A 20,712-nucleotide genomic window follows, 5' to 3' on the forward strand; every position below is an offset into this window, starting at 1 on the left:
ATGGAGGCATGCCCGAAGGAGACACCGTCCTGCAGACGGCCACCCGGTTGCACACGGCGCTGGCGGGCCGGGTGCTGGTCCGGTCGGACCTGCGCGTCCCCCGTTTCGCCACCGCCGACCTCACCGGCCGTACCGTTCTGGGTGTCACCGCGCGCGGCAAACACCTGCTGACCAGGGTCGAGGGCGGGCTGACCCTCCACAGCCACCTCCGGATGGACGGCGCCTGGCAGGTGTACGCCCCGGACGAACGGTGGCGGGGCGGCCCGGGACACCAGATCCGCGCGATCCTCGGCAACGTGGAGCACACCGCGGTCGGGTACCGGCTCCCCGTGCTGGAGCTGCTGCGGACCGACGAGGAGAGCCGGGCCGTGGGTCATCTGGGACCGGACCTGCTGGGTCCGGACTGGGACCGGTCCCTCGCCCTGGAGCGGCTGCTCGCCGCACCGGAGCGCCCCATCGGCGAGGCTCTGCTGGACCAGCGCAACCTGGCGGGCATCGGCAATGTCTACAAGTGCGAGCTGTGCTTCCTGGCCCGCACCACCCCGTGGCTCCCCGTGGGCGCCCTCCCCGACGGCGTACTCCCCCGGCTCGTCACCGCCGCCGAGCGCCTGCTGCACGCCAACCGCGACCGCCCCACCCGCACCACGACGATCGCCTCGGAACTCCGCTCCCCGCCGAGCAGGCGCCCGGAACCGGCCCCGGGCGCGCCTGCGGCCCCCGGCACCGCATCGCGCCCGTCCCCGGACCCGGACGCCCCCGGCGCCGGCCGCCCGCGAGCGCTCCCTCCCGTCCGCGTGCGGGAGCCGCTGTACGTCTACGGACGCGGTCGCCGTCCCTGTCTGCGCTGCGGCGCCCCGATCCGCCGCGCCGACCAGGACGACCGGCCCACCTACTGGTGTCCCGTCTGCCAGTCCGGTCCGACGCCCTAGTCGAGCCGCCGGGCCCCCTCCTCTTCCCTGACGGCCCGCTCCGCCTCCGGTTCGCTGATCACGGGGCGTCCGGCGCCGTGGATTCCGCGAGCGCGGGCCTGCTCTGCCACGGCGTCGCGAAGGGCGCCGGGGCGCGGCCCACCAAGACCCCGGCCACGGCGTCGCGAAGGGCGCTGGGGCGCGGCTCGCCAAGACCCCGGCCACGGCACCGGGGCCGGGGCCGGGGCCGGGGCCGGGGCCGCACGCCATACGGGTGAACTCCATCGCCCCCGGCTGGATCCGTATGCCGATGGCCCACCGACACAGGGCGGCGGGACGCCATCGAGCGGAGGCGGCGAGGGCCCGGGGCCCGCCGTTGGACCGGTCCGACGGGCCCGAGGCCGTCGCCCGCCCCGTACCGCGCCCGGCCTTCGCCGCCTCGGCCTTCACGGCCGGCCGGGTCCTCCGCCCGCACGGCGGCGTCGCCCTGCCCGGGTGAACCGTCGGCGGGCCTCCGACGCCCGGCGGAGCCACCGCTCGGCACCCCGCGCCCAGCCGGGACCCGCGCCCCCCGGGCCCGTCGCCCCGCTGAACCACCGGCCGGACCCGGACCATCCGCCCCCCGCAGGCGCCGTGGAGCCCGGCGAGCCCGCCGAACCCACAGGCCCCACCGAGCTCACCGGCCCCACGGGGCCCTCCTGTCCTGGCGGCTCCTCCGGCAGCACCGACGCGACGTGGACCGGCAACAGGCTCAGCCCCCAGCCGCCCGCCGCCACCGCCCCCTCCACCCAGCCCGCCTGATCCGGACGCAGGACCAACCGGAGCACCGCCCACCACCACAACCCACCGAGAACCAGCGCCGGCATCCATCGCCGTATCATCGCTGCCTCCCACGGCCGACGTCCTTTCCGGCAGTTTCCTCCGGCAGGGGCAGGGGTGCATCCAGAACGTCCGGCCGAACGGCCACTCCGCAGCGCCCCCGCACAGAAGCGCCCCCGCCGTGACGGCGGGGGCGCTCACACCCGGGGGCGGCGGCTTCGGGAGCCGAGGGGACGGCTACCTGGCGTCGTCGTCCCGGCGAAGGGAGTCCTTGACGCCCTTGGCGCGGTCGCCGAGCCCGTCAGCGGTGTCCTTGGCTCCGCCCTTGGCCTGGTCGGTCTTGCCCTCGGCCTCCTTGCGGTGGTCGCCGGTCAGCTTGCCGACCGCTTCCTTGCCCTTGCCCTTCAGCTTGTCCATGGCTCCGTCGCTCATGATGTCGTTCCCTCTCGCTCGTCGGACGCATCGTGCTCGTCGGCCGGGTCCCGACCGAAGCGGTCGGGTGCTGCCGTCCGGCCCGGTCAGGTGGTCAGGCGCTTTCCGCTTGGAACATCCAGGCGTGCTTCTCGAGATCCGCGGTCAGCGCGATCAGCAGATCCTGGGTGATCGGGTCCGGCTCGTCGGTCGCCTCGATGCGCTCCCGCATCCGGCCGATGACCACGCCCAACGCGTCCACCAGGATCTTCACCGCGTCGGTGTCCTTGATCCAGCCCTCGGGCACAGACGCGATGGCGGTCTCCTTGGCCACGGTGCCGGACCGCCCGTCCGGGTTGACGCCGACCGCCGACGCGCGCTCGGCGACGGTGTCGGAGTGCTGGCGGGCCGTGGCGACGACATCGTCGAGCTGGAGGTGCACGGAGCGGAAGCGCGGACCGACCACGTTCCAATGGACCTGCTTGGCCACCAGGGACAGGTCGACGAGGTCGACCAGAGCGCCTTGCAGCGCCGTTCCCACGGCCTTCAGGTCGCCCTCGGGCAACGTGCTCTTGACCACAGTCATGTGCGCTACTCCCATCCGTCAGCCGCTTGACCGACCGTTTCGGTGCATCACCCACGATGGCACATAAGAAGCAAAACGGTCATGTGGGCCTTGTCCTCCGTCTGCCCCCCGGACGACGTCTCACACCCGCCCTCCGCAGATGGAGCACAGGTCACACAGAAACCGGGCCCACCCCCACCCAGCCCCCGCAGACCACCGACCGGCCCCGGACCCCCGCCCCTCCCACGCGAAAGTCCCGGCCGGCCCGATAGGGCCGACCGGGACTCCGGTCGAGCAACTGCGCCGCTGGAATCAAGCGGCGACGACGTCCACCGCTTCCGCGGGCGCCTTGATGGTCACCCGGCCCGACGGCACACCTGCGACCGACGAGACGGAGACGGAGTTGAGCATGGGGCGAACCGGCACTGGCACCGGATCACTGGCAGCCGCCGACTCGGCGAGCTCGGCGAGCGAGAGCTCGTCGCTCACCTCACGCATGAGCTCGGACATCCGTACGTCAAGCGCGTCGCAAATCGCGGAGAGCAGTTCGGAGGATGCCTCCTTCTGCCCCCGCTCCACCTCGGAGAGATAACCGAGCGAGACCCGGGCGGACGAGGAGACTTCGCGCAGAGTACGGCCTTGGCGCTGGCGCTGCCGACGCAGCACGTCACCCAACAGGCGACGGAGCAGAATCATCGGTGGCTCCCTCCTCGGACCGCGTAGCCGCATCCTTCACGCCCTACCGTACCGCCTTGGGCTGCGGCCGTGCGGGGAGCGATGTCGTGTTCACTCAGGGCTGCAAACATCAATTCCCCCCGTGTTGTTCCGTATCCTGTGCCCGCGCATTCTCACCGAGTTCGCCCGCGAGCAGTTCGAGGACGCTTCGCACGCTCTCGTTACGGATATCCGCCCTCCTACCATTCAACCGCAGAGCAGTGACTTTCTCGACGCCGGAGGGTCCGGCCACCGCCACGTAAACCGTGCCGACCGGCTGCCCGTCCTGCGGTTCCGGCCCGGCGACCCCCGTGGTGGAGATGCCCCAGTCCGCGTCGAGAGCCCGGCGCACCCCGGCCGCCATCTGCGCCGCGACCTCGGGATCCACCGCTCCGCGCTCTGCCAGGAGAACCCCGTCGACGCCGAGGACGTCCCGCTTCAACGAGGTGGCGTACGCCGTCACCGACCCCCGGAAGGAGCGGGACGCACCGGGTACGGCGGTCAGCTCGGCGGCGACGAGGCCGCCCGTCAGCGATTCGGCGACGGCAAGCGTCTCGCCCCGCGCTCCGAGCGTCCGGAGCACCCGGGCGGCGGCTGTCACCGCTCGGCCTCCGCGGCGCCGCGCGCCTCGGCGGTCCCCCGGACCTCCGTCGACCCCGACCGCGCGTCCGCCCCGCCACCCCGTACATCCGTCACGGCTCCGGCCGGTCCGGCGCCTACGGGAGAACCCGCAGGCGCCCTCAGGGCCTCAGCGGCGTCCGCCGCCCGCGCTGCCGCGGCGGCCCGCTCGGCGGCGAGGCCCCTGCGGCGCAAGACGATCGCCTGGCGTACGTAATCGAGTCCGGTGACCACGGTCAGCACGACGGCGACCATCATCACCCAGAACCGCAGGGTCGCCAGGGGCCCCGTCAGGGCCAGGACGTACATGCCGGCCGCCGTCCCCTGCGCGAGCGTCTTGAGCTTGCCGCCTCTGCTGGCCGGGATCACCGCGTGGCGGATGACCCAGAACCGCATCAGCGTGATGCCCAGCTCACGCGCGATGATCACTCCGGTGATCCACCACGGCAGATCGCCCAGGACGGACAGCGAGACCAGCGCGGCCCCCATGATCGCCTTGTCGGCGATCGGGTCGGCGATCTTCCCGAAGTCCGTGACCAGGTTGTACGTCCGTGCCAGATGGCCGTCGAACAGGTCGGTGATCATCGCGACGGCGAAGGCCGCCCAGGCGAAGGAGCGCCAGGCCGGGTCGTACCCGCCGTTGTGGAACAGCAGCAGGACGAAACCGGGCACCAGCAGCAGCCGGACCATGGTGAGGATGTTGGCGATGTTCCACAGGCTGGCCTGGTTGACGGCCGCAGTGCCCAGCTTGCCGCCGCGGACCGGCTTCGCGCCGGAGCCGCCTGCCGCGGATGCCGGGACTCCGGTCATCTGGCTGCCTCCGCAAGCTCGTGGTGTTCGGCCACCAGGTCCACGCCCTCGGTGCCCACTGCCGTCGCCACGACCATACGGCCCGGCACCAGTCCCTCGCGTGTGGTGAAGACCACCTGGCCATCCGTTTCGGGCGCCTGGTGAGCCGCACGCCCGACCGCGACCTCACCGTCCTCGTCCGACTCCACGGACTCCACCAGCACCTGGAGGGTCTCCCCCACGCGCTCCTCGGCGCGCTGCGACGTCAGCTCCTCGGCCAGCTGGGAGATGTGGGCGAGACGCTCCGCGATGGTGTCGGCGTCGAGCTTGTTCTCGTAACCGACCGCCTCGGTGCCCTCCTCGTCGGAGTAGCCGAAGACGCCGATCGCGTCGAGGCGGGCGCCGGTGAGGAAGCGTTCCAGCTCCGCGAGGTCGGCCTCGGTCTCGCCGGGGAAGCCGACGATGAAGTTGGAGCGGGCGCCGGCCTCGGGGGCCTTGCTCCGAATGGTGTCCAGCAGCTCCAGAAAGCGGTCGGTGTCGCCGAAGCGCCGCATCGCGCGCAGCACGCCGGGGGCGGAGTGCTGGAAGGAGAGGTCGAAGTACGGCGCGACCTTCGGCGTCGAGGTGAGCACGTCGATGAGGCCGGGGCGCATCTCGGCGGGCTGGAGGTAGCTGACCCGGATCCGCTCGATGCCGTCCACGTCGGCCAGCTCGGGCAGCAGGGTCTCCAGCAGGCGGATGTCGCCCAGGTCCTTGCCGTAGGAGGTGTTGTTCTCGGAGACCAGCATGACCTCCTTGACCCCCTGCTCGGCCAGCCAGCGGGTCTCCTGGAGCACGTCCGAGGGGCGGCGCGAGATGAACGAGCCGCGGAAGGAGGGGATGGCGCAGAAGGAGCAGCGGCGGTCGCAGCCGGAGGCGAGCTTCACCGAGGCGACGGGGCTGGTGCCGAGCCGGCGGCGCAGCGGGGCCCGCGGTCCGGAGACCGGAGCGACGCCCTCCGGTAGGTCCTCGGGGGCGGGGGCGGGCGCCTCCTGGGCGTGGCCCGGCAGCGCCACGGCGGCGTCCTGCCGCTCGGCGGGGCTGATCGGCAGCAGCTTGCGGCGGTCGCGCGGGGTGTGCGAGGCGTGGATGCCGCCGTTGAGGATGGTCTGGAGCCGGTCGGAGATGTCGGCGTAGTCGTCGAATCCGAGGACGCCGTCCGCCTCCGGCAGGGCCTCGGCGAGGTCCTTGCCGTAGCGCTCGGCCATGCAGCCGACGGCGACGACGGCCTGGGTGCGGCCGTGGTCCTTCAGATCGTTGGCTTCGAGCAGGGCGTCGACGGAGTCCTTCTTGGCGGCTTCGACGAACCCACAGGTGTTGACGACTGCGACATCCGCGTCGGAGGCATCCTCGACGAGGTCCCAGCCGTCCGCTGCCAAGCGGCCTGCAAGCTCCTCCGAGTCCACCTCGTTACGGGCGCAGCCAAGAGTGACAAGGGCGACGGTACGGCGTTCGGGCATGGACTCAAGACTACTTCGTCCTCGCGCCTCCCCTGCCGTGCAGGGGTGCCGAGGCCACCCGCGGCTCCCTCCCCGTCACTCCCCGTAGCGGAGAGGGCCCGGGGAACGCCGGCGGGCGCCCGGCGCGAGGCCGGACGCCCGTCGTGGCGCCTGCGGAGAGGTGAGGACGGCGGATCAGCCGGCCTCGGGGTCGCCCTTGGTGTAGGAGAGACGTTCGACCTGGCCGGAGCCGAAACGGTCCTGGACCTGCTTCCCGTTGACGAAGAGCTCGATCGCCCCGGCGTCGCCGAGGACGAGGTCGATGCGCTCGTTGTCCTGGAAGGTCTTGGACTCGCCCTGGAGCAGCAGCCCGTCGAAGAGCAGCCGTCCGTTGTGGTCCTTGGCCGAGATCCAGCTCTTGCCCCGGTCGGCACTGAGCTTGACCGTCACCTTGTCCCGGGGGGCGGCGGCGATGGCGCTCTCGGAGGGCACGGGCTTGGGGTCGGCGGGCTTGGTCGCGGTGGGTTCGGCCGCCGTCTTGTCGGGCTGGGAGCCTTCCGCGATCTGCGCGGTGTTGGAGGGTTCGTCCTCGCCGCCGTTGAAGAGGGTGAAGCCGACGAACCCGACGACGGCGACGATGGCCGCGACCATGGCGGCGGTCCAGTTGGGCCGCCGGGGTTCGGACCGGATGCGTTCCGCCTCGAAGAGGGGGGCCGCCGGGGTCGGAGCGGGACGGCCGCCGTGGTCGGCGTCGTACTCCTCGACCAGGGGTTCCGGGTCGAGGCCCACGGCGCGGGCGAGCGTGCGGATGTGGCCGCGGGCGTAGACGTCGCCGCCGCAGCGGGAGAAGTCGTCCTGCTCGATCGCGTGCACGATGAGCATGCGCACCCGGGTGGAGCTGCTGACTTCCTCGACCGTCAGACCTGCGGCGATACGGGCCTGCTGAAGGGCACGACCGATCGAAGGCCGGTCGTCTTCGGGGGAGTTGCCGATGGACACGGGGGCGCCTTTCGAGCGTGAGCCACCTGCTGGATGTTCAGTCTAGGGGGGGTACGAAAGGGAGGGGCAACCGGGAGGGACGACTTTGTACGCCATCGGGTTCGCCGGTCGGCCCCGCCTCCGGCTCCGGGAAGGAGCGGCGGCGGAACACGGCCCCGATCGAGGACTGGGCAACCGGTAGTGGGCCGAACGGGGGTGGGGGAACGGGAGGGACGACGACGGAGCGGGCCACGGGGAGGAGCACGGTTCCGTCCCTCCCTTCAACTGGACGTACGGCCGTACGAAACGGTTGCCCACCAAACCTTTACGGAGCTCATTCCGTTACGGGGCGGATTCCCCGCGGATGACGGCCAACACGCCGTCGAGCTCGTCGGGCTTCACGAGGACGTCGCGCGCCTTGGAGCCCTCGCTCGGTCCGACGATGGAGCGGGACTCCATCAGGTCCATCAGCCGGCCCGCCTTCGCGAAGCCGACCCGGAGCTTGCGCTGGAGCATCGAGGTCGAGCCGAACTGGGTGGAGACCACCAGTTCGGCGGCCTGGCAGAGCAGGTCCAGGTCATCGCCGATGTCCTCGTCGATCTCCTTCTTCTGCTGCGTGCCGACGACGACGTCGTCCCGGAAGACCGGGGCCATCTGGTCCTTGCAGTGCTGGACGACGGCGGCGACCTCGTCCTCGGTGACGAACGCCCCCTGCATACGGGTGGGCTTGTTGGCGCCCATGGGGAGGAACAGCCCGTCGCCCTTGCCGATGAGCTTCTCGGCGCCGGGCTGGTCGAGGATGACGCGGCTGTCGGCGAGGGAGGAGGTGGCGAAGGCCAGCCGGGAGGGCACGTTGGCCTTGATCAGGCCGGTCACCACGTCGACCGAGGGGCGCTGGGTGGCGAGCACCAGGTGGATGCCGGCCGCGCGGGCCAGCTGGGTGATGCGGACGATGGAGTCCTCGACGTCGCGCGGGGCCACCATCATCAGGTCGGCCAGCTCGTCGACGATTACCAGCAGGTACGGGTACGGGGACAGCTCCCGCTCGCTGCCCTCGGGCAGCTTGAGCTTGCCCTCGCGCACCGCCTTGTTGAAGTCGTCGATGTGCCGGTAGCCGAAGTTGGCCAGGTCGTCGTAGCGCAGGTCCATCTCGCGGACGACCCACTGGAGCGCCTCGGCGGCCTTCTTGGGGTTGGTGATGATCGGGGTGATGAGGTGGGGGATGCCCTCGTACGCGGTCAGCTCGACGCGCTTGGGGTCGACGAGGACCATGCGCACGTCCTCGGGGGTGGCCCGCACCATGACCGAGGTGATCAGGCAGTTGATGCAGGACGACTTTCCGGAGCCGGTGGCGCCGGCCACCAGCATGTGGGGCATCTTGGCCAGGCTGTGCATGACGTAGCCGCCCTCGACGTCCTTGCCGAAGGCCACCATCATCGGGTCGTCGTCCTCGGCCAGGCGCAGTACGTCGCCGAGTTTGACCATCTCCCGGTCGCTGTTGGGGATCTCGATGCCGACCGCCGACTTGCCGGGGATCGGGGAGATGATCCGCACGTCCGGACTGGCCACGGCGTACGCGATGTTCTTGGCCAGCGCCGTGATCTTCTCGACCTTCACGGCGGGGCCGAGCTCGATCTCGTACCGGGTGACCGTGGGCCCCCGGGTGAAGCCGGTGACGGCGGCGTCGACCTTGAACTCGGTGAAGACGTTGGTCAGCGACGCCACGACCGCGTCGTTGGCGGCGCTGCGGGTCTTGCCGGGGCCGCCGCGCTCCAGCAGGTCGAGCGAGGGCAGGGAGTAGGTGATGTCGCCGGAGAGCTGGAGCTGTTCGGCGCGGGCGGGCAGTCCGGGCGAGGTCTCGGGGGCGGGCTTGGTCAGGTCGGGCACCCCGCCCGACCGCTCCTCGGCGTCCCCGGACGCCGGGGCGGGCTTCCGCACGCCCGGCTTCGGACGCTCCTCCCGTTCTGCCTCCCGGGCCCCGGGCACGGGCGTACCGGTGCGCTCCCGGTCCACGGAGACGCCCTGCGTCAGGTCCGCGACGACCGGTGAAGGCGGCATGCCGTTGAGCACCGCTCCGTCGAGCGCGGCAGCGGCGGCGGCCGCGACGTCCACCGCGTCCAACGGCCGGTTCATCGCGGGCTGGGCGGAAGGCCGGCGGGGCCTGCGCCGCTTGGTGAGCGCCTCCTCCTCGGCCTGGTCGTGAGGGTGGGCCGGGCCGGCGTCGGTGCGCCGGCCCCCGCGTCGGCGGGATCCGGCGGGCAGGGCGTCGCGCCACTGTTCGTCGTAGCGCTCGTCGTCGTCCTCGTACCCCCCGAAATCCTCGGGGTCCGGTTCGACGATGCCGAGGCGGACGCCCAGCTGACGCAGCCGCTGCGGGATGGCGTTGACCGGGGTGGCGGTGACGACGAGGAGCCCGAACACGGTCAGCAGCACGAGCAGCGGTACGGCGAGGACCTCGCCCATCATGAAGATCAGCGGCTTGGAGGTGGCCCAGCCGATCAGGCCGCCCGCGTCCTGCATCGCCTCGGTGCCCGCGTCCCGGCCCGGCGAACCGCAGGCGATGTGGACCTGGCCGAGGACTCCGACGACGAGGGCGGACAGCCCGATCACGATGCGGCCGTTGGCCTCCGGCCGCTCGGGATAGAGGATCAGCCGCACCGCCATCGCGCCCAGGAGGAGCGGCGCGAGCAGATCGAGCCGCCCGAAGGCGCCGGTGACCAGCATCTCCACCAGGTCGCCGACCGGGCCCTGGAGGTTGGACCAGGTGCCGACGGCGACGACCAGCGCCAGACCGAGCAGCAGCAGCGCGAGGCCGTCCTTGCGGTGGGCGGGGTCAAGTCCCTTGGCTCCGCGCCCTATGGAGCGGAACACCGCGCCGACGCCGTGTGCGGTCCCGAGCCAGACCGCGCGCACCAGGCGGTAGAGGCCGCCGGTGGGAGACGGCGCCGGTTTGGGGGCGGGCCTCCTGGCCGCCGCCTTCTTCGCGGGGGCCTTCCTCGCGGGGGCCGCCGCCCTCTTCGCGGCGGCCTTCTTCGCGGGGGCGGCTTTCTTCGCCAGCCCCGCGGTACGGCCGACGCGCTTCGCGGTGCCCGCCGTGCCCTGGGAACCCTTGCCGGACGTACGTGAGGCCATGGTGCCGAGGTTACCGCTGTCGACGCCCGTGAACACGTTCGCCTACCGGTTCACCCGTCCGTGTCGCCTGCGGGCGGCCGGGAGCTGACGTCGATTCACCTCGGCGGTCCGGCGCACCCTGGGCGGCCGGCGTGCGCCGGGGCGGCGGACCAGAGCGGTGGGGGCGGGGTCAGTTCGGGGCGGGCAGCACGCTCGCGCCTCCGCCGGTGCCCGGCTCCAGCGCGTCGAGCGCCCGGCGCAGACCGGTCAGCTTGCGCTCCAGGTGGGCGGCGGTGGCGACCGCCGCGGCGTCCGCGGACTCGTCGTCGAGCTGCTTGGAGAGCGCTTCGGCCTGCTCCTCGACCGCGGCGAGCCGCGCGGAGAGTTCGGCCAGCAGGCCGGCCGGCTCCTTCTCGTGCCGCCCGCCCGTGGTGCCGTCGCCCTCCAACTGCAGCCGCAGCAGCGCCGCCTGCTCGCGGAGCTTGCAGTTCTTCATGTACAGCTCGACGAAGACCGAGACCTTGGCGCGGAGCACCCACGGGTCGAACGGCTTCGAGATGTAGTCCACCGCTCCGGCCGCGTAGCCGCGGAAGGTGTGGTGCGGACCGTGGTTGATCGCGGTGAGGAAGATGATCGGGATGTCCCGGGTCCGCTCCCGCCGCTTGATGTGCGCGGCGGTCTCGAAGCCGTCCATACCCGGCATCTGGACGTCCAGCAGAATGACCGCGAAATCGTCCGTGAGCAGCGCTTTGAGCGCCTCCTCCCCTGACGATGCCCGGACCAGTGTCTGATCGAGCGCAGAGAGGATGGCCTCCAGCGCCAGCAGATTCTCCGGCCGGTCATCGACCAGGAGGATCTTGGCCTTCTGCACCATGGCCCGTCCTCCTCGCCCCGGAAATGCGCCGGGTGCCGCCTCAGGGGACGACTCCCTTACGCCGTCCGTCCTTGTGCCGGTCATGGTAGCCGCACCCCGCCCGCCACCACACCCTGTCACCGCGATGTCACCGTGCACATACCGCAAACGCGGTGAGAGACCAGAAGGTTCCCCGAATGCAGCGGGTTCACACCCGTTCGAGCAGAGTCGGACAGCAACTCCTGCCGATTCGCTCACCCTTCGATCACTCTCCGTGCATCCACTGCTCCATGACGGCGAGCAGGTGATCAGGATCGACCGGCTTCGTCACATAGTCGGAAGCTCCGCACTCGATGGCCTTCTCCCGGTCGCCCTTCATCGCCTTCGCCGTGAGCGCCACGATCGGGAGCCCGGAGAACTGCGGCATGCGCCGGATCGCGGTCGTCGTCGCGTAACCGTCCATCTCGGGCATCATGATGTCCATCAGCACGACCGTCACATCGTCGTGCTGCTCCAGGACTTCGATGCCCTCACGGCCGTTCTCCGCGTACAGCACCGCCAGTCCGTGCTGCTCCAGCACGCTGGTGAGCGCGAAGACGTTGCGGATGTCGTCGTCGACGATGAGGACCTTCTCCCCGCGGAAGCGGAATGTCCGCCGGGGGGCCTGCTCCTCCACGGCGTCCTGATCCTGCGCCGGGCCCTCGCCCTGGCCGCCCTGGACCCATTCCTCCGGCTGCGGCGCGCTCCCGGGAGCGGTGCGGCCGGCCGGCAGGGCGGGCCTGCGGGCCGCGTCCCCCAGGGCCTTGCGCCGCCGGCGGAACATCCCGGCGGAGTTGGCCGGGTCGCCGAACGGGGCCTGCCGGCCCTGCGGCGACGGAGCCTGCCCCGGCTCCCCCGCGCCGCCCAGCACCTCGGCCGAACCGGAACCCGTCGAGGGGTAGCCCTGGGGCGGCAGTTCGGCGCGGTGCAGCGGCAGGTACAGGGTGAAGGTCGAACCCCGCCCCGGCTCGCTCGCCGCATGGATCTCGCCGCCGAGCAGCCGGGCGATCTCCCGGCTGATGGAGAGGCCCAGACCGGTGCCGCCGTACTTGCGGCTCGTCGTGCCGTCCGCCTGCTTGAACGCCTCGAAGATCACCAGCATCTTGCTGGACGCGATCCCGATCCCGGTGTCGGTGACCGAGAACGCGATCAGGTCCGCGTCCGGATCGCGGAGCGTACCCGCCTCCAGCAACTGCTCCCGGATCGCGTTGGGCACATCGGCGCCGGCCGGCCGGATCACCAGCTCCACCGCCCCGCTGTCGGTGAACTTCACGGCGTTGGACAGCAGATTGCGCAGCACCTGGAGCAGGCGCTGCTCGTCCGTGTGCAGCGTGGGGGGGAGCTCCGGCGAGACCCGTACGGAGAAGTCGAGCCCCTTCTCCGCGGTGAGCGGGCGGAAGGTCGCCTCCACGTAGTCGACCAGTTGGACCAGCGCGATCCTGGTCGGGCTGACGTCCATCTTGCCCGCCTCGACCTTCGACAGGTCCAGGATGTCGTTGATCAGCTGGAGCAGGTCGGACCCGGCCCCGTGGATCGTCTCGGCGAACTCCACCTGCTTCGGCGAGAGGTTGCCCTCCGCGTTGTCCGCCAGCAGCTTGGCGAGGATCAGCAGCGAGTTGAGCGGCGTGCGCAGCTCGTGCGACATGTTCGCCAGGAACTCGGACTTGTAGCGCATCGAGACCGCGAGCTGTTCGGCGCGCTCCTCCAGCACCTGGCGCGCCTCCTCGATCTCGGTGTTCTTCACCTCGATGTCGCGGTTCTGCTGGGCCAGCAGCTCGGCCTTCTCCTCCAGTTCGGCGTTGGACGCCTGGAGGGCCTTCTGCCGGTTCTCCAACTCCTGCGACCGGTCGCGCAGTTGCTCGGTCAGCTCCTGCGACTGCTCCAGCAGCTTCTCGGTCTTGGTATTGACGCTGATCGTGTTGACGCTCGTCGCGATCATCTCGGCGAGCTGGTTCAGGAAGTCCCGCTGGATCTGCGTGAACGGCTGGAAGGAGGCCAGTTCGATCACGCCGAGGACCTTGCCCTCGAAGAGCACCGGCAGCACGATCACATGCGCGGGAGGGGCCTCCCCGAGCCCGGAGGAGATCTTCAGGTACCCCGGCGGCACGTTGTCCACCTGGATCGTCCGCTTCTCCTCGGCCGCCGTCCCGATGAGCGTCTCCCCGGGCCGGAAGGAGGTCGGCATCGAACCGGCGGAGTAGCCGTAGCTCCCCCGCATCCGCAGCTCGTACGAGCCCGGTTCGCCGTTGTCCGGACCGACCTCGTCCGTGTCGCCCGGGGCCATCGCCAGGAAGAACGCCCCGTGCTGCGCCGAGACCACCGGCGTCAGCTCGCTCATGATCAGGGAGGCCACGTCGTCCAGGTCGCGGCGGCCCTGCATCAGACCGGAGATCCGGGCGAGGTTGCCCTTCAGCCAGTCCTGCTCCTTGTTGGCGAGGGTGGTGTCGCGCAGGTTCGCGATCATCGTGTTGATGTTGTCCTGGAGGACCTGGATCTCGCCGGCCGCGTCCACGTCGATCTTGAGGTTCAGATCGCCGCGCGTCACCGCCGTGGCGACCGCCGCGATGGCACGTACCTGGCGCGTCAGGTTGCCGGCCATCTCGTTCACCGACTCGGTGAGGTCGCGCCAGGTGCCGTCCACGTCCCGCACCCGCGCCTGCCCGCCCAACTGCCCTTCGGTCCCCACCTCGCGGGCGACCCGGGTCACCTGCTCGGCGAACGAGGACAGCTGGTCGACCATCGTGTTGATGGTGTTCTTCAGCTCCAGGATCTCGCCGCGCGCGTCGATGTCGATCTTCTTGGTCAGGTCGCCCTTGGCGATGGCGGTGGTGACCGTGGCGATCTGCCGCACCTGGCCGGTCAGGTTGGAGGCCATCGAGTTCACGGACTCGGTGAGGTCCTTCCACGTCCCCGAGACCCCCGGCACCCGGGCCTGACCGCCCAGCTCGCCCTCCGTGCCCACCTCGCGGGCCACCCGCGTGACCTCGTCGGCGAACGAGGAGAGCGTCGTCACCATCGTGTTGACGGTGTCGGCCAGCTCCGCCACCTCGCCCCGCGCCTCCACGGTGACCTTCTTCGTCAGGTCGCCGTTGGCGACCGCGGAGGAGACCCGGGAGATGTTGCGCACCTGGCTGGTGAGGTTGTTGGCCATCAGGTTGACGTTGTCGCTCAGGTCCTTCCAGATGCCGGTCGCCCCGCGCACCCGCGCCTGACCGCCGAGAATCCCCTCGGTGCCCACCTCACGGGCCACCCGGGTCACCTCGTCGGCGAAGTTCAGCAGCTGGTCGACCATCGTGTTGACGGTCGTGACCAGTTCGAGGATCTCGCCCTTGGCGTCGACGGTGATCTTCTTGGAGAGGTCTCCCTTGGCGACCGCGGTGGTGACCTCGGCGATGTTGCGGACCTGGAGGGTCAGGTTGTTCGCCATGCCGTTGACGGACTGGGTGAGGTCCTTCCACGTACCGGAGACGCCCTGCACCTCGGCCTGACCGCCGAGGATGCCCTCCGTACCCACCTCACGGGCGACCCGCGTCACCTGCTCCGCGAAGTTGGAAAGCTGGTCCACCATCGTGTTGAGGGTGTTCTTGAGCTCCAGGATCTCGCCCCGGGCGTCCACGTCGATCTTCTGCGACAGGTCGCCCCGCGCCACCGCCGTGGCGACCTGCGCGATGTTGCGGACCTGGGCGGTGAGGTTGCCCGCCATGCCGTTCACCGAATCGGTGAGATCACGCCAGACTCCGGCTACGCCGGGCACCTGCGCCTGGCCCCCGAGGCGCCCGTCCGTACCCACCTCGCGAGCCACCCTGGTGACCTGGTCGGCGAAGGCCGAGAGCTGGTCGACCATGGTGTTGATCGTGTTCTTGAGCTCCAGGATCTCGCCCCTGGCGTCCACGTCGATCTTCTGCGACAGGTCGCCCCGCGCCACCGCCGTCGTCACCTGGGCGATCTGCCTCACCTGGGAGGTGAGGTTCCCGGCCATGAAGTTGACGGAGTCCGTCAGCTCCTTCCACGTGCCCGAGACGCCGTCCACCCGGGCCTGGCCGCCGAGGCGGCCCTCGGTGCCCACGTCCCGGGCCATCCGCGTCACCTGGTCGGCGAAGCTGGACAGCTGCGCCACCATCGTGTTGACGGTGTTCTTCAGCTCCAGCATCTCCCCGGCCACGTCCACGGTGACCTTCTGGGAGAGGTCGCCGTTGGCGACCGCGGTGGTGACCTGCGCGATGTCCCGGACCTGGCCGGTCAGGTTCCGGAACGCGGTGTTCACCGAATCGGTGAGGTCCTTCCAGGTCCCCGCCGCGCCCGGCACCTCCGCCTGGCCGCCGAGCCGGCCCTCGACGCCGACCTCCCGGGCGACCCGCGTCACCTCGGAACCGAACGACTGAAGCTGGTCCACCATCGTGTTGACGGTGTTCTTCAGCTCCAGCATCTCCCCGGCCACGTCGACCGTGACCTTCTGCGACATGTCACCGCTGGCCACCGCCGTGGTCACCTGCGCGATGTCCCGGACCTGCGTGGTCAGGTTCCGGAAGACCGTGTTCACCGAATCGGTGAGGTCCTTCCAGGTCCCCGCGGCCCCCGGCACCTGCGCCTGCCCGCCGAGCAGCCCCTCGCCGCCGACCTCGCTCGCCACCCGCGTCACTTCGTCCGCGAAGGTGCGCAGCGTCTCGGTCATCTGGTTGATCGTCTCGGCGAGCTGGGCGACCTCGCCGCGGGCGCTCACCGTGACCTTCTGCGTCAGGTCGCCGTTGGCGACCGCCGTCGTCACCTCCGCGATCCCTCGCACCTGCGAGGTGAGGTTGCCCGCCATCGTGTTGACGGAGTCGGTGAGGTCCTTCCACACGCCGGCGACGCCCGGCACGGTCGCCTGGCCGCCGAGCTCGCCCTCCGTACCCACCTCGCGGGCGACGCGCGTCACCTCGGAGGAGAACGAGGACAGCTGGTCGACCATCGTGTTGACGGTGTTCTTCAGCTGGAGCATCTCGCCGGCCACATGGACGGTGACCTTCCGGGACAGATCCCCCTTGGCGACCGCCGTCGTCACCAGCGCGATGTCCCTCACCTGGGCGGTGAGCCGGTACGCCATGGTGTTGACGGAGTCCGTGAGGTCCTTCCAGGACCCGGACATCCCGCGCACCTGCGCCTGGCCACCGAGCTTGCCCTCGGTCCCCACCTCGACGGCGACCCGGGTCACCTGCTCGGTGAAGACCGACAGCTGGTCGACCAGATTGTTGACCGTACGGGCGACCTTCAGGAACTCCCCCCGCAGCGGGCGCACCGTCTCGTCCTGTGTGTGCGAGCGCAGCTCCATCCGCTGCTCCAGGTCACCGTCGGCGACCGCCGACAGGACCCGGCCCACCTCGGAGACCGGCCGCGCGAGATCGTCGACGAGCTCGTTGGAGGCGTCGATCGCGGCGGCCCAGGAGCCCTCGCAGGCGCCCGTCTCCAGCCGTTCGGTGAGCTTCCCCTCACGCCCGACCACCCGCCGGACGCGCGCCAGCTCGCCGGTGAGGTGGAGGTTGCGGTCGGCGACCTCGTTGAAGACCGCCGCGATCTCCGACAGGACGCCGTCCCCGGAGACGGTGAGCCGCCGGCGGAAATTGCCGTCGCGCATCGCCACGAGGGCCCCGAGCACTCTGTTCAGGGCCGCCGCGTCCACTTCGACGGTGCCATTGCGCTGCTTTTTCACGGACTGCCCGCCTCTTGTACGCGCCTTCGAACCCTGCGCCGCCACGCCAGACTCCACCGTGTCCCTCCCGCAGGGGTTGACCGTTTCACCCGGGCCTCTTCGAAGCCTGCCCAGTTCCACTTTGGCTCACCGCCACCGCACACCGTCAACGGACGGCCGGGCAGAGGTCAAATCGTTGCAACGTACCAGGCCGGAACCGGTCGCCGGGCCACCCGCCCCGACCGCCCCCGCCCTCTGTGCCCCGGATCCATACTGGTGCGCCCGCGCACCACCGGGGCGACTTGTCCCGAACTCGGCCCTCGTGTACCCGGGACCTTCGCCGAAGGTCTAGCCTGGCAGGCGAATCGAAGCGGCGAGAAACGGGCACAGGACTCGGGGAAGCGACGAGACACCAATATGGGGAGTGCTGTGATCACCGCGCGCGCGGCCGCCACGTTCGAACCGGTCGGACGCTCTGTCGCGACCGCCCGCGCCTTCGTCCGGGACACGCTTCAGGGGTGGGGCTACAACGATGTCGTCGACGACGCCGTCGTTCTCACCAGTGAGCTCGTGACCAACGCCGTCGTCCATGCGGGCACCGCCGCCGACGTGTTGTGCCTGCGCACCGCGGAAGGCGTCCGCGTCGAGGTCGCCGACCACTATCCGGAACGCGAGGTGCCGCTCCAGAGCAGCGGCATCGACTTCGGCAGCCCCGACCGTGAGAACGGCCGCGGGCTGCTCCTCTGTGCCGCCCTCGCCTCCCGCTGGGGCGTCGAGTACAGCCCCACCCGCAAGCACGTCTGGTTCCAGCTGGACCTGCCCCACCGACCGGTGGGCATCCGCTCGGCGGGCCCGGTCCTGCCCACCTCGCTCCTGCCCGTCACGGACGGGCGGGTCCGGGTCGCCGTGGTCCAGATCGACGGCACGGGCGCGATCAGCGCCTGGAACGACGACGCGACGTATGTGTTCGGGCACACCACGGAGCAGGTCACCGGCAAGCAGTTCACCGACTTCGTGGCCTGGCCGCACACCCCCGGGACCAGCACGGGCATCGCCGACGCCCTCCGGCTCTCCCGCTGGGAGGGGAGCTACGGGGTCCGCGGCGCCGACGGCCGGACCATCGCCGTCTACGCCTCGCACCTGAGGGTCCGCGACAACGAAGGCGAGCCGTCCACGGTCTGCCTCCTCGTCCGCGACGACGAGCGCGCCGTCCTCCAGTCCCCGGTCCGCGCCCCGGTTTCCGACACCTCGTCCGACAACCGCACGGCGGACCCCTTCGAGGTGTTCATCGGCTCCCCCGCCCCCGACGACCTGGACGGCCTCCTCCAGCGAACGGTGGAACGGGCCCGCGACATGCTCGACGCCGACGCCGCGTTCCTCCTGCTCGCCACGGACGACGAGACGGAGCTGGAGGTCCGCGCGACGACGGGCCTCCCCTCGGCCCGCCAGCGCTTCGCCCGGGTTCCCGTCGAAGCCGGCACGGGACGCTACGGCTCCGCCCGCATGCCCGCCGTCCACGAGGATCTGACCGCCGTGCCGGGCGCCGTCCCCCTGCTCACCGACACGGGGATGCGTTCGGTGGTCACGGTGCCGCTGAAGGTCGAGGGGAGGCTCACCGGCTCCCTCGGCGTCGCGGCGGAGGGCGCCGGCCGTTACTCGAACGAGGAGGCCCTACGCCTCCAGTTCGCCGCCGACCGCATCGCGCTCGCCGTGGAGTCCGCACGCCTCGGCGAGCTGGAACGGCTGCGCCGCGGCTCCCTGTCGTTCCTCGTGGAGGCGTCGGACCTGCTGGCCGGCACGCTCGACCGGGACCAGACCCTGGCGCTCATGGCCCAGATGACGGTCCCGACCCTGGCCACCTGGTGCGCCGTCTACACGATCGCGGACCAGTCCTCCGAGCCGTACCTCTCGTATGTGCTCCATGAGGACGAGGACCTCATCGACGGGCTCAAGGCCCTGCTCTCCACGATCTCCCCGCCCGATCCGGTGCCGACCCCCGGCGCCCGTGTCTGGGCCGCGCCCTCGGAGGCGGGGCACCGGGCGGCGCTGGCCACCTCGACCCGCAGCCTGGCCTACGACGCTCCGCTGAGCATGAGCACGGCCACCCGCACCACGCTCGCCACGGCCCAGGCGGTCGGCGGCGAGACCGTGGTTCTCCCGCTGGTCGCCCGCAACCGCGTGATCGGCATGCTGACGCTCGGGAAGCCCTCGGACGACCACTTCCGCCAGGAGATCCTGGAGCTGGCCGAGGACCTGTCCCGCCGGGCCGCCCTGGCCCTGGACAACGCCCGCCTGTACTCGGAGCGCATGGCGATCAGCCAGTCCCTCCAGCGCAGCCTCCTGCCGCCGGGCCTCCCCGCCGTGCCGAACGTGGAGATCGAGGTCATCTACCGTGCCGCCGGGGAGGGCAACGAGGTCGGCGGTGACTTCTACGACGTCTTCCCGATCAGCGACGGCGCCTACGGCTTCGCCATCGGCGACGTCTGCGGTACGGGTCCGGAGGCGGCCGCCGTTACGGGGCTGGCCCGCCACGCGCTGCGTCTGCTGGCCCGCGAGGGCTTCGGCGGCCCCGCCGTCCTGGAGCGGCTGAACGCGGCGATCCTCGACGAGGGCGCCCGCAGCCGCTTCTTGACCCTGCTGTACGGCGAGTTGTGGCCCCAGGAGGACGGCAGCGCCCTGCTGAAGGTCGTCTGCGCCGGCCACCCGCTGCCGCTGCGTCTACGCCAGGACGGCTCCGTCGAGCCGGCCGCCGAACCGCAGCCCCTCCTCGGTGTCCTCGACGACCTGGAGCTGTACGAGCAGGAGGTCGTCCTCGATCCGGGCGACGTCCTGCTGTGCGTCACGGACGGTGTCACCGAACGCCGTGAGGGAACCCGCATGCTGGGCGACGACGGCCTCGCGGAGGTCCTGGCGACCTGTACGGGCCTGACGGCCGGGGCGGTGGCCGCCCGCATCCTACGGGCCGTGGAGCGCTTCGCCGCCGAGCCCGCGTCGGACGACATGGCGATCCTCGCCATGCGTGTCCCCGAGCCCCTGTTGGTCTGACCCGCCCCGTCCGCCTCAACACGAAAGGCCCCCGCCGGATGGCGGGGGCCTTTCGTTTCTCTCTGAGCCCCAATGCGGAATCGAACCGCAGACCTTCTCCTTACCATGGAGACGCTCTACCGACTGAGCTATTGGGGCCTCGTTGCCCTGCGGCAACGAGGTAAACCATACACGGGATCGGGGATTGCTCATAATCGGTGTCGCACCTGGCCCCCGGGCCCTGAGCGCCGCTCCCTGCGCCCCTTTCGGAGGCCCTCCCGGGCGCCCTCAGCAGGCCGCGGCCGGCACCCCTACCGCAGCAGGCAACCGCCACCCCGGCATCCGGGGCAGGAGGCGCCGACCCCGCCCAGGACGAAAAGGACAGCCCGGTGGACCAGCCGGGGGGGAACGGGTGGTGAACGCAGAAAAGCCCCGCACCATGACGGTGCGGGGCTTTCCCACAATGATTGTTCGGCGGCGTCCTACTCTCCCACAGGGTCCCCCCTGCAGTACCATCGGCGCTGAAAGGCTTAGCTTCCGGGTTCGGAATGTAACCGGGCGTTTCCCTAACGCAATGACCACCGAAACACTATGAAACAATCAAACAGACCGGACAGAAACACGACTGTTCGTTATTTCAGAACTAACACAGTGGACGCGAGCAACTGAGGACAAGCCCTCGGCCTATTAGTACCAGTCAGCTCCACCCGTTACCGGGCTTCCACATCTGGCCTATCAAC

General features: G+C 70.9%; 12 protein-coding genes, 1 tRNA gene, 1 rRNA gene and 1 pseudogene. 3 read left to right on the forward strand and 12 right to left on the reverse strand.

Annotated features, from left to right (window positions below):
- Positions 1-8: 8 nt before the first annotated feature.
- Positions 9-929 (forward strand): Fpg/Nei family DNA glycosylase, encoded by a 921-nt coding sequence (locus ACH4K1_RS07315; RefSeq protein WP_398087414.1) that lies wholly within the window; start codon positions 9-11, stop codon positions 927-929.
- A 24-nt stretch (positions 930-953) separates the two neighbouring features.
- Positions 954-1,087: pseudogene (locus ACH4K1_RS07320) on the forward strand (3-oxoacyl-ACP reductase); the annotation flags it as partial.
- An 877-nt stretch (positions 1,088-1,964) separates the two neighbouring features.
- Here the strand turns inward: ACH4K1_RS07320 and ACH4K1_RS07325 are convergent.
- The 10 genes from ACH4K1_RS07325 to ACH4K1_RS07370 all read right to left on the reverse strand — a co-directional run bounded on the left by ACH4K1_RS07325 (position 1,965) and on the right by ACH4K1_RS07370 (position 16,969).
- Complete coding sequence (locus ACH4K1_RS07325) at positions 1,965-2,159, reverse strand: CsbD family protein (protein WP_398087416.1); 195 nt, start codon at positions 2,157-2,159, stop codon at positions 1,965-1,967.
- Between the two features lie 94 nt (positions 2,160-2,253).
- On the reverse strand, positions 2,254-2,724 hold the full coding sequence (locus ACH4K1_RS07330; protein WP_398087418.1) for a Dps family protein: 471 nt from the start codon (positions 2,722-2,724) through the stop codon (positions 2,254-2,256).
- A gap of 291 nt (positions 2,725-3,015) precedes the next feature.
- Positions 3,016-3,399, reverse strand: a complete 384-nt coding sequence (locus tag ACH4K1_RS07335; protein ID WP_003965837.1) for a helix-turn-helix domain-containing protein — start codon at positions 3,397-3,399, stop codon at positions 3,016-3,018.
- A gap of 109 nt (positions 3,400-3,508) precedes the next feature.
- Positions 3,509-4,018: a CinA family protein gene (locus ACH4K1_RS07340; RefSeq protein WP_398087419.1), complete on the reverse strand. Its 510-nt coding sequence runs from the start codon at positions 4,016-4,018 to the stop codon at positions 3,509-3,511.
- On the reverse strand, positions 4,015-4,845 hold the full coding sequence (pgsA, locus tag ACH4K1_RS07345; RefSeq protein WP_228988575.1) for a CDP-diacylglycerol--glycerol-3-phosphate 3-phosphatidyltransferase: 831 nt from the start codon (positions 4,843-4,845) through the stop codon (positions 4,015-4,017). The genes ACH4K1_RS07340 and pgsA overlap by 4 nt, the downstream gene beginning before the upstream one ends.
- Positions 4,842-6,323 (reverse strand): 30S ribosomal protein S12 methylthiotransferase RimO, encoded by a 1,482-nt coding sequence (gene rimO / locus ACH4K1_RS07350; RefSeq protein ID WP_228988574.1) that lies wholly within the window; start codon positions 6,321-6,323, stop codon positions 4,842-4,844. Before rimO ends, pgsA begins: the two co-directional genes overlap by 4 nt.
- A 174-nt stretch (positions 6,324-6,497) precedes the next feature.
- A complete protein-coding gene (locus ACH4K1_RS07355; protein ID WP_398087421.1) occupies positions 6,498-7,301 on the reverse strand; it encodes a helix-turn-helix domain-containing protein in 804 nt (267 codons plus the stop codon).
- Positions 7,302-7,622: 321 nt separating this feature from the next.
- Positions 7,623-10,412 (reverse strand): DNA translocase FtsK, encoded by a 2,790-nt coding sequence (locus ACH4K1_RS07360; protein ID WP_398087423.1) that lies wholly within the window; start codon positions 10,410-10,412, stop codon positions 7,623-7,625.
- 169 nt (positions 10,413-10,581) lie between these two features.
- On the reverse strand, positions 10,582-11,265 hold the full coding sequence (locus ACH4K1_RS07365) for a two-component system response regulator (protein WP_398087426.1): 684 nt from the start codon (positions 11,263-11,265) through the stop codon (positions 10,582-10,584).
- Positions 11,266-11,509: 244 nt separating this feature from the next.
- On the reverse strand, positions 11,510-16,969 hold the full coding sequence (locus ACH4K1_RS07370; protein WP_398087427.1) for a HAMP domain-containing protein: 5,460 nt from the start codon (positions 16,967-16,969) through the stop codon (positions 11,510-11,512).
- Positions 16,970-17,365: 396 nt separating this feature from the next.
- Here ACH4K1_RS07370 and ACH4K1_RS07375 point away from each other — a divergent pair, with 396 nt between their 5' ends.
- Positions 17,366-19,993, forward strand: a complete 2,628-nt coding sequence (locus ACH4K1_RS07375) for a SpoIIE family protein phosphatase (RefSeq protein ID WP_398087429.1) — start codon at positions 17,366-17,368, stop codon at positions 19,991-19,993.
- A 65-nt stretch (positions 19,994-20,058) separates the two neighbouring features.
- Here ACH4K1_RS07375 and ACH4K1_RS07380 read toward each other — a convergent pair.
- Together ACH4K1_RS07380 and rrf are read right to left on the reverse strand one after the other, a co-directional pair.
- Positions 20,059-20,131 (reverse strand) — tRNA-Thr (locus ACH4K1_RS07380).
- Between the two features lie 310 nt (positions 20,132-20,441).
- Positions 20,442-20,558: ribosomal RNA gene (rrf, locus tag ACH4K1_RS07385) — 5S ribosomal RNA — on the reverse strand.
- Positions 20,559-20,712: the final 154 nt, after the last annotated feature.

The sequence above is a fragment of the Streptomyces sp. NPDC017448 genome, assembly GCF_044330565.1.
Classification (GTDB): domain Bacteria; phylum Actinomycetota; class Actinomycetes; order Streptomycetales; family Streptomycetaceae; genus Streptomyces.

Excerpts from the sequence above, each read along its gene's own strand:
- ACH4K1_RS07335 (WP_003965837.1), bottom strand. The coding sequence starts at position 3,399 with ATGATTCTGCTCCGTCGCCTGTTGGGTGACGTGCTGCGTCGGCAGCGC.
- ACH4K1_RS07375 (WP_398087429.1), top strand. The coding sequence starts at position 17,366 with ATGGGGAGTGCTGTGATCACCGCGCGCGCGGCCGCCACGTTCGAACCG.
- ACH4K1_RS07330 (WP_398087418.1), bottom strand. The coding sequence starts at position 2,724 with ATGACTGTGGTCAAGAGCACGTTGCCCGAGGGCGACCTGAAGGCCGTG.
- ACH4K1_RS07325 (WP_398087416.1), bottom strand. The coding sequence starts at position 2,159 with ATGAGCGACGGAGCCATGGACAAGCTGAAGGGCAAGGGCAAGGAAGCG.
- ACH4K1_RS07315 (WP_398087414.1), top strand. The coding sequence starts at position 9 with ATGCCCGAAGGAGACACCGTCCTGCAGACGGCCACCCGGTTGCACACG.
- rimO (WP_228988574.1), bottom strand. The coding sequence starts at position 6,323 with ATGCCCGAACGCCGTACCGTCGCCCTTGTCACTCTTGGCTGCGCCCGT.
- pgsA (WP_228988575.1), bottom strand. The coding sequence starts at position 4,845 with ATGACCGGAGTCCCGGCATCCGCGGCAGGCGGCTCCGGCGCGAAGCCG.
- ACH4K1_RS07365 (WP_398087426.1), bottom strand. The coding sequence starts at position 11,265 with ATGGTGCAGAAGGCCAAGATCCTCCTGGTCGATGACCGGCCGGAGAAT.
- ACH4K1_RS07360 (WP_398087423.1), bottom strand. The coding sequence starts at position 10,412 with ATGGCCTCACGTACGTCCGGCAAGGGTTCCCAGGGCACGGCGGGCACC.